Source organism: Collinsella tanakaei, assembly GCF_016900375.1.
In the GTDB taxonomy this organism is placed as follows: Bacteria; Actinomycetota; Coriobacteriia; order Coriobacteriales; family Coriobacteriaceae; genus Collinsella.
Map to the genome: position 1 here is coordinate 288,953 of NZ_JACJKB010000001.1, position 14,161 is coordinate 303,113.

A 14,161-nucleotide genomic window follows, 5' to 3' on the forward strand; every position below is an offset into this window, starting at 1 on the left:
CGTAAGCGCAGAATAGAAGTTACGTAGTATTCATGTAGTATTGCCATAGCAAATACTTTATCCAAGTGGAGTGCACCGAAATCCAACAGCCTGATAATGTTTTCTCATTGTCCACTTTCAGGACGGAGATGTTTTGGGACATTTCCCACCACCCTGCCTGGCACCATTGGGGACGTAGCCAGCAGAGGCCAGATCGCCCTCGCTGCTCTCTGGAGCACCGAGGGCGATCTGGCCTCTGCTGGCTACGTCCCCAATGGTGCCAGACTAGCGGCCGAGCATGAATTCGAGGGCGCGCAGGCGAGCGTCGAGGTGGGTGGCTGCCCAGAGGTGCGCCAGGGCCAAAAGGTAGGTCGCCTGCATCGCATCGATCGGTGTCCCCATGAGCTCGTCGAAGCGCAGGGCCAGAAGCGAGCGCAGCCAGCCGACGTTTGCAGGCGAGACCTCCTCGGCACCGGGCACCGACGAGGCGCACGATGCGCACAGAAGGCCACCTGCCGACGCGGAGAAGTAGCTCAGCGCGGCATCGCCGCACAGCACGCACGAGAAGAGGTCGGGCCGGTAGCCCGTATGGGACAGCAGCTTGAAGATATATGCCGCCACGATCACGTCGAGGTGCACGGCATCGCAGGCGTCGTCTCCGCACAGGGCAAGCGCCCGCTCGGTGATGGCGAAGACGAAGGGGTCCTCGGCGTCCTCGAAGCTGCAGAGCTTCGCGACCTCCGCCACGGCGCTCGCGGCGCACATCCGCTCATACGTCGGCGCGGCACCGAGCGGTGCTGCCAGAAGCTCAGCCTGCGACACGATATCGAGATTTCGACCGCGCGCCAGCAGCAGGTCGGCCGTGCAGAACAGCTCGCAACGCACCGCCAGGCGCGACCCGGGCTTGCGCGCGCCCTTTGCCACCGCGCGAATCTGCCGCCCGCCCTCGGAGAGCAGCGTGACGATCAGGTCGGTCTCCTTGAGCTTGACCTTATCGAGCACGACGGCCCGCGTCCGATATGTCTTCGACCCCGCCAGAGCTCCTCCTTATGCAGACGGGGGCACACGCCCCCGCCCATCGCATTCCGAACCCGCTACTCCTCGAACGCGTAGCCCATCGCGCGGATGGCGTTGATGTCATCGCGCCAACCCGGACGCACGCGCACGTCAAGCTCCAGGTACACCTTGGTGCCGAACAGCCGCTCGAGGTCGTGGCGCGCGTCGGTTCCGATATGCTTGATCATCTCGCCGCGCTTGCCGATGAGAATGCCCTTCTGGCCCTCGCGCTCGACATACACCGTCGCGTGGATGCGCGCCAGGCGCTTCGTGCGCTCCAGATGATCGCACACGACGCCCACCGAATGGGGCACCTCCTCACGCGTGCGCAGCAGCACCTTCTCGCGCACGAACTCCGCCACCTGCGTGGCGTCGTCGGCATCGGTATCCATGCCCTCGGGATACCAGCGCGGACCCTCGGGCAGATAGTTCGCCACCGTCTCGATGAACGGCTCGACGTTGAAGCCCTCCGTCGACGACACGACGATCTCGTCGTCGAAGTCCGCCAGCTCACGGGCGCGGGCGAGCTGCTCGAGCATGCGCGCCTGGTCGACCTTGTCGGCCTTCGTGAGCACGAGGATCTTCACCGCGCGCGAGGCGCGCACGCGCTCGGCCACCCATTCGTCACCGCGCCCGATGGGCACCGACGCATCGATGGTGAACGCCACGACGTCCACGTCGCCGAGCTCGGCGAGCGCGGAGCGGTTGAGCTCGGAGCCCAGGCCGTCCTTCGGCTTGTGGATGCCCGGCGTGTCCACGAACACGAGCTGGAAGCCCTCGCGGTTCACCACCGCGCGCATGCGGCGGCGCGTGGTCTGGGCAACAGGCGAGGTGATGGCCACCTTGCTGCCGAAGCAGGCGTTCAGCAAGGTCGACTTGCCGGCGTTGGGGCGCCCGACGAGCGCCACGAAACCGCTGCGGAAGCCCGCAGGGGCGTCGCCCGCCACAAGGCCGTACGCTGCACCGGCATCGCCTTCGGCCTCGACGAGCGCGTCGAGCTCCTCGTCGCTCAGGTCGGCAAAGGGGTCGAACTCCTCCATCTCCTCGATGTCGTCCTCGAGCTCGTCGTCCTCGAGCTCCAGCTCCTCTTCCTCGAGCTCCAGACGCTCGTCTGCATGCAGGTCGGCCATGGTTCCTCGTTTCTAGGCGATGAATCCGAGCGCGCGGGCGAACACGATGAGCCCGACGATCGCTGCGGTGATGGACAGGGTGTAGACGCTCGCCGCCGCGATATCCTTCGCGCGCTTGGCAAGCGGATGGAACTCGGTCGTCGCCAGGTCCACGACGGCCTCGACGGCGGTGTTGATCAGCTCGGCGAACAGCACCATGCCGATGCAGAGCGCAACCAGACACCAGCTCAACAGGTCGATCTTGAGCACGATGCCCGCGATCACCGCGGCGATGCCCAGCGCGAGCATGACCTTGATGTTGCGCTCCGTGCGCACCGCGGTCACAAAGCCCTCGATGGCGTAGCCGAACGAGCGGATGAACGACGGATGGTCCTTCTCCGAACCGGGAATCATCGCGCGCCTCCCCTACTCGTCGCCATGATGGCGCGTGGTGGGGCCGATGCGCACCGCATCGGGATCGTCGCCGCGATGGCAGGCGAGCTCGCGCAGGATGGCCTCCTCGCGGGCCTCCATGGCAGCCGCCTCCTCGTCGTCCAGGTGGTCGTAGCCCAGAAGGTGCAGCAGGCCGTGCACGAGCATGAGGCGGCACTCCTCGGCGGGAGTCGTCCCGAAGTCGGCCGCCTGCGCGGCGATGACGCCCGGGGCCAAGATCACGTCACCGAGCTCGATGGACTCGTCGTCGGGGATGTCCTCGTCAAAGGGCGAATCGCACTCGAACGACAGCACGTCGGTCGGCGCGTCTATCTCGCGCCAGGTGCGGTTGAGGCCGCGCATCTCCTCATCGTCCACGAAGGAGACCGAGACCTCCACGGGGCGGGTCACGCCCTCGACCGTGAGCGTGATCGCCACGGCGTCCTCGATCTCTGACGGCTCGATGAGCATATCGAGCTCGGCATCGTTATTGATGAGCACGCCCATGGCGCTCCCCCTTCCGCGCGCGGCCATCGGCGCCGTGCGCCTCCTCGTAAGCGTCGTACGCCTCGACGATCCGGCCCACGAGCGCATGGCGCACGACGTCGGTACGGTCGAGGTGAATGAAGGCGACATCGTCGACACCGGCGAGGATCTCCTCGATATCGGTGAGGCCACCGCGCCTGCCGGGCAGGTCGCGCTGGGTGGTGTCGCCCGTGATGATGAACTTGGAATTGAAGCCCAGGCGCGTGAGGAACATCTTCATCTGCTCGGGAGTGGTGTTCTGCGCCTCGTCGAGCACGACGATGGCGTCGTTCAGCGTGCGGCCGCGCATGTAGGCGAGCGGCGCGATCTCGATGACGCCCTGCTCCACGAGGGCGTAGCCGCGCTCCATGTCGGTCATATCGAACAGCGCGTCGAACAGCGGGCGCACGTACGGGTCGATCTTCTCCTGCAGGGTGCCGGGCAGAAAGCCCAGGTTCTCGCCCGCCTCGACCACCGGTCGGGTGAGCACGATGCGGCCGACCTCATGGCGCTTGAGCGCCGCCACGGCGATGGCCATGGCAAGGTAGGTCTTGCCCGTGCCGGCAGGCCCCATGCAGAACGTGACGGTGTTGTTCCGGATGGCGTCGATGTAGCGCTTCTGCCCGAGGGTTTTCGGACGGATGGCATGGCCGCGGTACGTGAGCAGGATGTCGTCGGAGAGCGCCGAGAGGTCGGCGCGCGACATCCGCAGCGCGTCGAGGGCGCGCGTGGCGTCCTCCGGCGTGATGGGAACACCGGCTGAGGCATCGCGCATGAGGTTTGTGAACAGGCGCGTGACCAGCTCGACCTCATCGGGCGCGCCGGCAAGCGAGATGGCATCGCCGCGCAGGGTCACCCGTGCGCTCGTCTTGGCCTCGACGGCGCGCAGCACCGCATCGCCCGACCCGGTGATCGACGCGGGGTCGAGCCCCTCCGGAATGGACAGTCGTACCTTGGCTGAATCCATGGTCCCCCTTCTCGTGCACGCGAACGCTCTAGTTGGCAAGGCGGCCGTGCAGGACGCCGTCCTCGTCACCATACATGATAGCAACGTCGACGAGCGAGCCGACCGGAAGGTCCGCCGCGTCGTCCACGATCACGCGATGAAACGACCCGAGCGTGCCGCGACCCGGGTACTCGATGACCGCGCGCTCGACGGTGCCGATGCGGGCCTCGGCGTCGCGCCGTGCGCTTTCGGCGACATCCGCGCGGATCGTCGCCGAGCGGGTGGCCATGACCTCGGGCGCAACCTGATCGGGAGCCTCGGCCGCAAGCGTACCGGGGCGGGCGCTGTAGCGAAACACATGCAGGCGCGCGAAGCCGAGGCGCGCGACCAGCGCGCGCGTGGCCTCGAACTCCTCGTCGGTCTCGCCGGGAAAGCCCACGATGAGGTCGCCGGAAAGCGCAACCTGCGGGCAGATCGCACGCATGCGCGCAACCAGCTCCTCAAGCTCGTCTGCGCTATAGGGCCGCCCCATGCGCGCAAGCGTCTCGGTGCAGCCCGACTGGATGGGAATGTGGATGAACGGCGCCACGCGGCGGGGATGGTCGGCCATGCGCTGCAGCAGCGCCTCCGACACGTCCATGGGCTCCACCGAGGAGAGGCGCACGTGCGCGATATCCGTGCGCTCGAGGATGGCGTCCACGAGGCCGGCGATGTCGACCGCATCGCCGTGCGCGTCCTCGCCGCGGTAGGCCCCCAGGTTGACGCCGGTGAGCACGAGCTCGGGAATGCCCGCCTCGCTTGCGGCGCGCACCTGGGCGAGCACGTCCTCGACGGGAACCGAGCGCTCAGGGCCGCGCGCCTTCCACACGATGCAGTAGGTGCAGCGGTTGTTGCAGCCGTCCTGGACCTTGATGCCCAGGCGGCAGCGGCCGCCCGTCACGGCCTCGAAGTCGATGCCGTCGGGCACGACCGGGGCGCTCCAGCCGAGCATCGCGGCGGCGCGCGCGGCGACCTCGGTCTTCAGGGGCTCGACAGCCACGCGCTCGGACAGGGCGCGGATGGCATCGGGATGGAGGTTCACCGCGCAGCCGGTGGCGATCACCCGGGGCGCGCGCGGCAGCCCCAGGGCGTGGCGCACGGCCTTGCGGGTCTTGGCCTCGGCCTCCCCCGTCACGGCGCAGGTGTTGATGACCACTAGGTCGGCTTCGGCCTCGTCGACGAGGTCGAAGCCCATGCGGGAGAGGTCGGACGACATGCGGTCGCTCTCGACGCGGTTGACGCGGCAGCCGAGGTTGACCACGGATACCTTGGGGGCGAGTTCTTCTGCCATGCGTCTACTCGAGGATGTCGTCGATGGCGTCGCGGATGCGGTCGCCCACGGTCTTGCGCGGTGCGGTCGTCTCGCCCATCTCGCGGGCGAAGCGCTCGAGCGCCTCGCGGGCAGCCGGGCTCATCTTGCGCGGCACGCTCACGGCGGCGCGCACGATCAGGCGGCCGCGCGTACCGGGCGCGCCCGAGCGGGGCATGCCGTGGCCGTCGACGGTGATGGCGTCGCCGAACTGCGTGCCGGCGGGAACCTCGACCTCCACCGTCTCGCCGTCGAGGATGCCCTCGACCTCGACGGTGCAGCCGAGCGCCGCGCTCGCCATGGGAACGTCGACCGTGCAGTACAGGTCGTCGCCGCTGCGCTGGAAGCGCTCGTGCTCGGCCACGTGGATGGTCACGATGAGGTCGCCCGCCTCGCCGCCGCGGAAGCCCGCCTCGCCGTAGCCGCGGACCCGCAGCTGGCGGCCGGTGGCGATACCCGCCGGAACCTCGATGTCGATCTTCTCGTGCGTGGGCGTGCGGCCCTGGCCGCTGCACATCTCGCACGGATGGTCGATGACGGTGCCGTCGCCGTGGCACTCAGGGCACGGCGAGCTCGACTGCACCTGGCCGAAGATGGAGCGCTGGACCGTGGTGACGAAACCCGTGCCGTGGCAGCGCGGGCACTGCTTCTCCTGCGCGCCGTCGGCCGCGCCGGTGCCGTGGCAGTCCTCGCAGGTGGCCAAGCGATCATAGCTGATGGTCTTCGTGCAGCCGCGCGCGGCCTCCTCGAGCGTGACGGTCAGGGTGATGGCCATGTCGCGCCCGTGCGTGCGGCGGGCCGTGCCGCCGCCGCGGGAGGCGCCGCCACCACCGAAGAACGACGAGAAGATATCGTCCATCCCCATGCCGCCGAAGATGTCGCTGAAATCGACGTAGCCCGAGCCCATGCCGGGACCGTCGGCCGTACCGAAGCGGTCGTAGTTGGCGCGCTTCTGCTCATCGGACAGGACCGAATAGGCCTCATTGACCTCTTTGAACTTCTCCTCGGCGTTGGGGTCGTCGGAGACGTCGGGGTGCACCTCGCGCGCCTTCTTCAGAAACGCGCGCTTGATTGTGCGCTGGTCGGCATCGCGATCGACGCCCAGCACCTCGTAGTAATCCCTCTTTTCCGCCACGACGGACATCCTTCCCTTATATCAATGCGATATTCCGCATGTTCCATCGGTCGCAAACGGCCGAAACTGGTATACCCAACTTGACGTACGGCCATTCCCCCGAAGGCCGCGATGACCTCTACGGCCCGCCTACATGATGAACATGCCGCGCGTGCAGGAGGCGAAGCTCACCGAGATGAAGGCGAGCAGAAGGCCGTTCGCGCAGCCGTTCACCAGCTGCGAGAGGCCGCGCTTCCACCAGATGCCGCTGCGGCCGCGCAGGTCGGAGCGAACGATCATGGCGATGCCCATGACGAGCGGCACGATGCAGATCACCGCGAACAGCGAGAGCACGCCGGAGACGGCGGCAAGAAGCAAGAACGGCAGAATGAAGCCGACGAGGTAGAAGCCGCTGCGCGCAGGCCCCTCCAGGCGCTCGGCCGCCACGTGCGCGCGGCCCACGAGGTCGCCGCCCTCGGCGCCGTTCGTGCCCGCGTGGCCCATGGCCTTCACGCGGATGGTGTCGCCATCGTGCGTGCCGGCGGGAAACTCCACGACCGCCTCGGTGACGACCGGCGTGCGGCCCGAGCCGCCGCAGTCGGGGCAGGGGTCGGCGATGACCTTGCCCGAGCCGGCGCATTCGGGGCAGACCGTCTGGAACGTGCCCGCGCCGAACAGGAAGCTCAGATCGACCTCCACCGTGCCGGTTCCGCCGCACGAGGGGCAGGTGTGGGCGGAGCCGCTGGACACCGAACCCATGCCATGGCAGTGGTCGCAGGGTTCGTAGCGGCGGTACTTGACCGCGCGGCGCGCGCCGTTTTTGGCCTGCTCGGCCGTGAGCTCGACGTCCACCACGACGTCGGCGCCCGTCTCGGGGTTGAAGGCCGAGGCGGTGCGGCGGCGCTGGGTGAAGCCGCCCATGTCGAACGGGAAGCCGCCGAAGGGCGAGCCGGCGTATCCCCCGCCGTAGCCGCCCGCGTAGCCCCCGCCGTAGCCGGCAGAGCCCGTGGCGCCGGCGAAGGGGTTGCCCGAGCGCATGGCGTCGTAGCGGGCGCGCTTCTGCTCGTCGGAGAGCACGGCGTAGGCCTCGGAGACCTCCTTGAACTTCTCCTCAGCATCGGGAGCCTTGTTGACATCCGGATGGAGCTTGCGCGCCTTCTGCTGGAACGCCTTCTGGATATCGCGGGCGCTGGCGTCTTTAGAGACGCCCAGGATCGCGTAATAGTCTTTCTCGTTCATCGTTGCCATGGGGCGACGGTACCTCCCAAATGGGTCTATGCAACCGCCCTATTGTACCGAACTGCAGCGCTTTTATTCGCACCCCACATTACCTGCACGTATGCCGATGTCCACTTTCGAGACGCAGGCGCCTTGGGACGCCCCAGCGGGCATGCAATTTCGGGGACAGGTCCCGAACTTTCATGTGCGCCTGCGCTTTCAATTCCAGGCATCTCACAACGCGTGAAAGTTTGGGACCTGTCCCCGAAATTGCATGCCCCCGAAATGAAAGCCCTCTGTGGAGATGGGGGTCACCGAAGACAGTTTGCCCCTTTTGGGACAAGTCTAGTTTTGCCTACCGCGAAAGCAGGTCCGCATACCGTGCTTCGCCATGGCCGCCCTGCAAATAGTCGGGACTTTGGACCGTTTTTTGGGACCGGGTTCGGATAAGCAACTTTCTGACCTGGTGTTTCTGCAGGTAGAAACGATGTAGATATGATCTCGAGGCAAATAAACCAGTCCAAAGCCCCGGGTCTTTGCAAAGACCGGTTGCTGCGGGCAGTCTTACAGCCGCACATGATGGGAAAACGCCTAGTGATCGGCAAGGTCCCAGAACAGGCCATAGAGCTCGTTGCCAAGCAGCCAGCCGTCGTGGGTTGGTGCAAGGCGGCGGGTCCCATCGACCTCGCGCCAGACGGCAAGGCCGCGGGAGAGAGCCTCATCGATCGCAGCATCGAGCGTATCGGTGCCGATGACCTCCCGGGCGTATGCGAGCATCCCCTCGCCCACGCCGCGCGACATGCGCATGCCGAGCATGAGGTCCTCCGCCGCGGCCTCGCGGGCGGACAGCTCCTCCAGCTCGTAGGCGGGCGCTCCGTCGCCACCACCGGGCAGCGCGTCGGTCGTCTGCACAAAGCGAATGCGCGCCGCCTCGTCTGCGGCCTCAGGCGCACCGAGGTCCCCGCGCAGCGCATCGTAGGTCGCACGGTCGAGCATGCTCGCCGCCGAGCGACCGAGGCCCAGGTAGCTTCTCCCCGTCCAGTACGCGATGTTGTGCGCGCACTCCTTGCCGGGACGCGCGTAGCTCGCCACCTCATAGGGGTGCATGCCCGCAGCCGTCAGCCGATGGCGGGCCTCCTCCATGCACCATGCCTGGAAGTCAGGATCGGGCTCGGGAAGCTCGCCGGCATCCACCTTGCGCGCGAGCGGCGTGCCATCCTCGATGGTGAGCGGGTAGACCGACACGTGCCCCACGCCCGTTGCGATGGCGGCGTCCAGCGTCGCGGTCCAGCTCGCCTCCGTCTGCAGGGGAATCCCACACATGAGGTCGCACGACACGTCGAGGCCCGCGTCGAGCGCCGCCGCGATCGCGGCACGTGCGCCGTCGGCCGCATGAAGGCGACCGAGCGCGCGCAGCTCCGCATCATCGAAGCTCTGAACGCCAAGCGAGATGCGCGTCACCCCGGCCCGGGCAAGCGAGCGTGCGAGCTTTCCCGAAAAGGACTCGGGATTGGCCTCGCAGGTGAACTCCGTCAGATCCGGTGCGACCATATGCACCGCGCTCGCCAGCGCGACGAGCCGCTCCCCCAGCACGCTCGGGGTGCCGCCGCCGATGTAGGCGGTGCGGCAGGACGCCAGCGCGCCCACATCCCCCAGGCGCCCCAAGTAGGCGATCATCGACGCCGCATAGGTCTCGTAGGCCGCTCGGTCGCGGCACGCGCGCGAATCGAAGTCGCAGTACAGGCACTTCGCATGGCAAAACGGCACATGTATGTAGAGCGCGTCGACCACAGGTATCCCCCGTCCGCTTGACGACCGACTGTCGCGATTAGGTATTCGATGGACATTCTCCCACAGAAACGCGCTGCCGATGCGATGACCGAATCGCCCATCTTTCGGGACAGCTCGGGGCGCCCTTACAAGCGTAGACATCTCGTAACGAGTGGTGAACGCCGTGCTCAGGCGCCCCGTGCCCTGAAAAATACCCACGCCACGCAGGGCTGCGTTTGGGTATACTCAGTACGAGCAGAAGGTTTAAAGCCCTCCTGCAAGACAATTGAAGTGGTGGGTTTACCCACGCAGGACAACCGCCTCGGCCAAGGCGGTTGTTCCCGTTTTAGGGCTCACCCACCGAAAGGGTCGCTAGACCACGAGGATCAAGACGACGACAAACGCGATAAGGATCGCGGCTGCGAGAAGCAGCTCAGTAAGCTTCACCAACGGGATCCCTCCTTTCTCCCTGCGAGACTCGGAGGGCACCGCCCGCTCGATACCGTCAGTATACCCAATATACGAACGTGTGTTCTGGATTATCAGCAGGCCTGCTGACTAGGGCGATTATTCCCACACTGCCGTTTGGGATTGCATGCCGTATCATCGCTGGCTACCAGGGGCTTTGTTGGCCGTTCGGGATTTTACATCCTTGCCGTTCGGGATTGTACGCCCTACCCATTCGGTGTTTTGCACCCTTTGCATTCGGGCGTATGCGCCGTTTTCACACACGGGGGTGCTGTGCAAAAACCAAGCGGTTTGGATCGATTTTCTGGCACGGGTCTACATAAGCAACCTCTAGACCTGCAAGAACACCGAGGTCAAAAGGGTGCCGATACGGGCCCGGTGCTAAAAAACAAACCAAACCGCCAAGTTTTGGCAAGGCGGCTTATGCGACATGCGAAATAAGGGTGGGGTACTTTTTACAGTGGCGGCAGAGACCCGCCGGCGGCCAGAATCTCCTCGCACGCGGCCACATCGGCCTCGATCTCGTCCACCAGCGCCATGAAGTCCTCGGAGCTCGTGCACTTGACCACGCGGCCGCGCCAGGCGGCGGCGTGCGGCATGCCCTTGAGGTACCAGGTGGCAAACGTGCGGGCGCGCGCCATGAAGGGCAGGTAACGGTTGACGAGACCCAGGTGCTCGCGAAGGGCCTCCAGGCGCTCATGGGCGCTGCGCTGGGGCACCGGCGTGCCGTCCATCGCGAGCGCGCGGGCATCGTCAAACACCCAAGGGTTGCCGTAAGTGCCGCGGGCGATGAACACGGCAGACGCCGCCGTCTCGCGCAGCATGCGCGCTGCGTCCTCGGCGGAAAACACGTCGCCCGAGCCCACGACGGGCACGTCCACGGCGCGCGCGACCTCGTCGATGATCGACCAGTCGGCAGATCCGGTATACAGCTGCTTGGCGGTGCGGCCGTGCACCGCCACCGCCGCCGCGCCCGCGTCCTCGAGGCGGCGCGCCAGCTCGGGAGCGGTGCGCTCCCCGGTGCGGAAGGCGATGCGCATCTTGACGGTCACGGGCACCTCGGCGCGCGAAACCGCCGCGCGTACGATATCGGCCGCGAGCTCAGGGGTCTCCATGAGGGCCGAACCCTCGCCCTTGGTGATGACCTTGCGCGCCGGGCACGCCATGTTGATGTCGATCAGGCTGAGCTTATCGCCCACGCGCTCCTGGACGGCATCGACCGCGCTCGCGAACTGCTCGGGCTTAGACCCGAACAGCTGCACGCAGATCTGCGGCTCCTCGTCCTCGGGCAGCACGAGCCGCCAGGTCTTGTTGCTCGCGTAGGCCAGGCCGGCCACGCTCACCATCTCGGAATACGCCATCTGCGCGCCCCGGCGGCGGCACATGATGCGATACGCCGCATCGGTCACGCCGGCCATCGGCGCCAGCAGAAACGGCTGCTCGGCATAGGCCGCCCGCAGCAGCTCCGATCCGTTGGAAATCCCCACGTCATACCTTCCATGACAGTTAGGACAAGGTCAGCTGTCACGCTTTTGCCCGGCACGCGAGGCGCGCGGCAAAAGCATGACACTGGGCCCCGTCCTAACTGTCATCAATCGTCAACCTTTAGGATGGCGAGGAACGCCTCCTGCGGCACATCGACGCTGCCGATGGCCTTCATGCGCTTCTTGCCTTCCTTCTGCTTCTCGAGCAGCTTGCGCTTACGCGAGATGTCGCCGCCGTAGCACTTGGCGAGCACGTCCTTGCGCACGGCCTTAACCGTCGAGCGGGCGATGATCTTGTTGCCGATCGCGCCCTGGATGGGCACCTCGAACTGCTGGCGTGGGATGATCTCCTTCAGCTTGTCGCACAGGCCGCGCGCAAGCGGGTACGCCTTGTCCTTGTGCACGATGAACGACAGCGCGTCCACGTCGTCGCCCGACAGCAGGATGTCGAGCTTCACGAGGTCGCTCGTCCGGTAGTCGGCAAACTCGTAGTCCAGGCTTGCATAGCCCTTCGTGCGGCTCTTGAGCTGGTCGAAGAAGTCCAGGATGAGCTCGGCGAGCGGCATGTCGAAATGCATCTCGACCGACTTCTCGGACAGGTGGATCATGTCGGTCATCGTCGCGCGGTGCTCGATGGAAAGCTGCATGACCGCGCCCGTGTACTCGGGCGGTACGATGACCTTGGCGGCCAGGTAGGGCTCCTCGATGTGGTCGATGCGCGTCACGTCGGGCAGGTCCTGCGGGCTGCGCACATCGAGCATGGTGCCGTCGGTCTTGTACACGTGGTAGTCCACGCTGGGGCTCGTCGCGATGAGGTCAAGGTCGAACTCGCGCTCGAGGCGCTCCTTCACGACCTCCATGTGCAGCAGGCCCAAGAAGCCCACGCGGAAGCCGAAGCCCAGCGCCACGGAGGTCTCGGGGCTCCACGTGAGCGAGGGATCGTTTACGCGCAGCTTCTCGAGGGCGTCGCGCAGGTTCTCGTAGTCCTTGTTGTCGATCGGGAACAGACCCGTGTAGACCATCGGCTTCGCCTCGCGGTAGCCGGGCAGGGGCTCGGGGCAGGGGCGGTCGCGAAACGTCAGCGTGTCGCCCACGTGCACGGCGCCGGGGTCCTTGAGGCCCGTCACCACGAAGCCGACCTCGCCCACCGCGAGCTCGTCCACCAGCAGCTCGGCAGGGCGCTTTATGCCCACGCCGTCCACAAGGAAGTTCTCGCCGGTCTGCATCATGGTGAGCGTGTCGCCCTTCTTGATGGAGCCGTCAAACACGCGCACCGTGGCCACGACGCCGCGGTACTCGTCGAAGTAGGAGTCGAGGATGAGGGCCTTGAGCGGCGCCGCAGCATCGCCTGAGGGCGGCGAGACGAGGAACACGATGGCCTCGAGCAGATCGTGGATGCCCTCGCCCGTCTTGCCCGACACGCACACGGCGTCGTCGGCGGGGATGGCGAGCTCGTCCTCGATCTCGACCTTGACCTCATCGGGATGGGCCGAGGGCAGGTCGATCTTGTTGATGGCCGGCACGATGTCCAGGTTCGCGTTCATGGCGAGATTGGCATTCGAGACGGTCTGCGCCTCTACGCCCTGGGTGGCATCGACCACGAGTACCGCGCCCTCGCAGGCGGCAAGGGAGCGCGACACCTCGTAGGTGAAGTCCACATGGCCCGGGGTGTCGATGAGGTTGAACTGGTATTCCTCACCGTCGTCGGCCGTGTACATCACGCGAACGGCGTTGCTCTTGATGGTGATGCCGCGCTCGCGCTCGATGTCCATCGAGTCGAGCAGCTGCGACTCCATGTCGCGCTCCTCCACGGTGTGCGTGAGCTCGAGGATGCGGTCCGAGATCGTCGACTTGCCGTGGTCGATATGCGCGATGATGGAGAAGTTCCTGATGTGTGAAGTATCTTGCGTATTCATGTGGCCTATCATAACCGATGCGGCTGCTCAGGCGTGCGTGCGCACTCGTGCACATATCGTGAGCATCACGGCTATTCCACAGCTTCCCGTCTTCTCTTCCCAGCGTATGCGTGCTATACTCCCCAAGTTGTGACCTCAACCGTGTCTCAGAGGCCGAGCGTTTTAGGCTTTTAGAAACATTCGAAAGGAACTCTGCAAGTGGCAAACATCAAGTCTCAGAAGAAGCGTATCCGCACCGCCGAGGTGGCCCGCGTCCGCAACAAGGCGATTCGCTCCGAGCTCAAGACCCTGATCAAGCACGTGCACGCCGCCGTCGAGTCCGGCGACAAGGCTGCCGCCTCCGCCGCGGCCACCCGCGCCAACCGTGCGCTCGACAAAGCTGTCGCCAAGGGCGTCATCCACAAGAACCAGGCTGCCAACCGCAAGTCCGGGGTGCAGCACCTGGTCAACTCCATGGAGTAACACCCCCAACGGTACAACGTTGATTGCAAAGGACCCCGCTTTCGCCAGCGGGGTCCTTTCTAATATGAGCTGAACATTGTCAAGAGGCAAAACCGGCCCGACCGCCCGCGGAGCCACCGCGACCGGTCGGGCCTACCTATCTTCACCCGGGTGGTCCGCCGCCTGAGGGCGTGTCTGCTCGACGCACGTTCGGCATTCTAATATCCGCGCGTGGCCTCTCCGGCTGCGCATTTCGTTGCTACGGCTGGGGGCCTCGGCCGAAGTCTTGGCGGCGGGCGTGGCGGTGATGCCGCTGCCCATAAAAAGAGACTCGAGTGGCCTCCCAACGGCCTCG

12 protein-coding genes are annotated in these 14,161 nt (G+C 66.0%); 1 reads left to right on the forward strand and 11 read right to left on the reverse strand.

Annotated elements, in window-relative coordinates; all coding sequences use genetic code 11:
- Positions 1–264 precede the first annotated feature (264 nt).
- The 11 genes from recO to lepA form a co-directional block, all read right to left on the reverse strand.
- Positions 265–1,017, reverse strand: coding sequence for a DNA repair protein RecO (gene recO, locus H6A16_RS01300; protein WP_204615488.1), 753 nt, complete (start codon positions 1,015–1,017; stop codon positions 265–267).
- Between the two features lie 56 nt (positions 1,018–1,073).
- Positions 1,074–2,165: a GTPase Era gene (gene era, locus H6A16_RS01305; protein WP_428830070.1), complete on the reverse strand. Its 1,092-nt coding sequence runs from the start codon at positions 2,163–2,165 to the stop codon at positions 1,074–1,076.
- A 12-nt stretch (positions 2,166–2,177) separates the two neighbouring features.
- A complete protein-coding gene (locus H6A16_RS01310; protein ID WP_204615445.1) occupies positions 2,178–2,558 on the reverse strand; it encodes a diacylglycerol kinase family protein in 381 nt (126 codons plus the stop codon).
- A 12-nt stretch (positions 2,559–2,570) separates the two neighbouring features.
- A complete protein-coding gene (gene ybeY, locus H6A16_RS01315; protein WP_204615446.1) occupies positions 2,571–3,083 on the reverse strand; it encodes an rRNA maturation RNase YbeY in 513 nt (170 codons plus the stop codon).
- Positions 3,064–4,068, reverse strand: coding sequence for a PhoH family protein (locus H6A16_RS01320; RefSeq protein WP_204615447.1), 1,005 nt, complete (start codon positions 4,066–4,068; stop codon positions 3,064–3,066). Before H6A16_RS01320 ends, ybeY begins: the two co-directional genes overlap by 20 nt.
- Before the next feature lie 28 nt (positions 4,069–4,096).
- Positions 4,097–5,377, reverse strand: a complete 1,281-nt coding sequence (locus tag H6A16_RS01325; protein ID WP_204615449.1) for a MiaB/RimO family radical SAM methylthiotransferase — start codon at positions 5,375–5,377, stop codon at positions 4,097–4,099.
- Between the two features lie 4 nt (positions 5,378–5,381).
- Positions 5,382–6,530, reverse strand: a complete 1,149-nt coding sequence (gene dnaJ, locus H6A16_RS01330) for a molecular chaperone DnaJ (RefSeq protein WP_204615451.1) — start codon at positions 6,528–6,530, stop codon at positions 5,382–5,384.
- A gap of 129 nt (positions 6,531–6,659) precedes the next feature.
- Positions 6,660–7,757: a DnaJ domain-containing protein gene (locus tag H6A16_RS01335; RefSeq protein ID WP_204615453.1), complete on the reverse strand. Its 1,098-nt coding sequence runs from the start codon at positions 7,755–7,757 to the stop codon at positions 6,660–6,662.
- A gap of 561 nt (positions 7,758–8,318) precedes the next feature.
- A complete protein-coding gene (gene hemW / locus H6A16_RS01340; RefSeq protein ID WP_342589697.1) occupies positions 8,319–9,518 on the reverse strand; it encodes a radical SAM family heme chaperone HemW in 1,200 nt (399 codons plus the stop codon).
- Between the two features lie 902 nt (positions 9,519–10,420).
- Positions 10,421–11,452, reverse strand: a complete 1,032-nt coding sequence (gene dusB, locus H6A16_RS01345; RefSeq protein ID WP_342589698.1) for a tRNA dihydrouridine synthase DusB — start codon at positions 11,450–11,452, stop codon at positions 10,421–10,423.
- A 104-nt stretch (positions 11,453–11,556) separates the two neighbouring features.
- Positions 11,557–13,365 carry a translation elongation factor 4 gene (gene lepA, locus H6A16_RS01350; RefSeq protein ID WP_204615455.1) on the reverse strand — a complete coding sequence of 603 codons (1,809 nt, stop codon included), beginning with the start codon at positions 13,363–13,365 and terminating at the stop codon, positions 11,557–11,559.
- A 198-nt stretch (positions 13,366–13,563) separates the two neighbouring features.
- Here lepA and rpsT point away from each other — a divergent pair, with 198 nt between their 5' ends.
- Positions 13,564–13,827 carry a 30S ribosomal protein S20 gene (gene rpsT / locus H6A16_RS01355; protein ID WP_204615457.1) on the forward strand — a complete coding sequence of 88 codons (264 nt, stop codon included), beginning with the start codon at positions 13,564–13,566 and terminating at the stop codon, positions 13,825–13,827.
- Positions 13,828–14,161: the final 334 nt, after the last annotated feature.

What these genes read in the sequence shown, in the direction of transcription:
- lepA (WP_204615455.1), bottom strand. Translation starts at nt 13,365, where the DNA reads ATGAATACGCAAGATACTTCACACATCAGGAACTTCTCCATCATCGCG.
- H6A16_RS01335 (WP_204615453.1), bottom strand. Translation starts at nt 7,757, where the DNA reads ATGGCAACGATGAACGAGAAAGACTATTACGCGATCCTGGGCGTCTCT.
- H6A16_RS01320 (WP_204615447.1), bottom strand. Translation starts at nt 4,068, where the DNA reads ATGGATTCAGCCAAGGTACGACTGTCCATTCCGGAGGGGCTCGACCCC.
- era (WP_428830070.1), bottom strand. Translation starts at nt 2,165, where the DNA reads ATGGCCGACCTGCATGCAGACGAGCGTCTGGAGCTCGAGGAAGAGGAG.
- H6A16_RS01325 (WP_204615449.1), bottom strand. Translation starts at nt 5,377, where the DNA reads ATGGCAGAAGAACTCGCCCCCAAGGTATCCGTGGTCAACCTCGGCTGC.
- ybeY (WP_204615446.1), bottom strand. Translation starts at nt 3,083, where the DNA reads ATGGGCGTGCTCATCAATAACGATGCCGAGCTCGATATGCTCATCGAG.
- H6A16_RS01310 (WP_204615445.1), bottom strand. Translation starts at nt 2,558, where the DNA reads ATGATTCCCGGTTCGGAGAAGGACCATCCGTCGTTCATCCGCTCGTTC.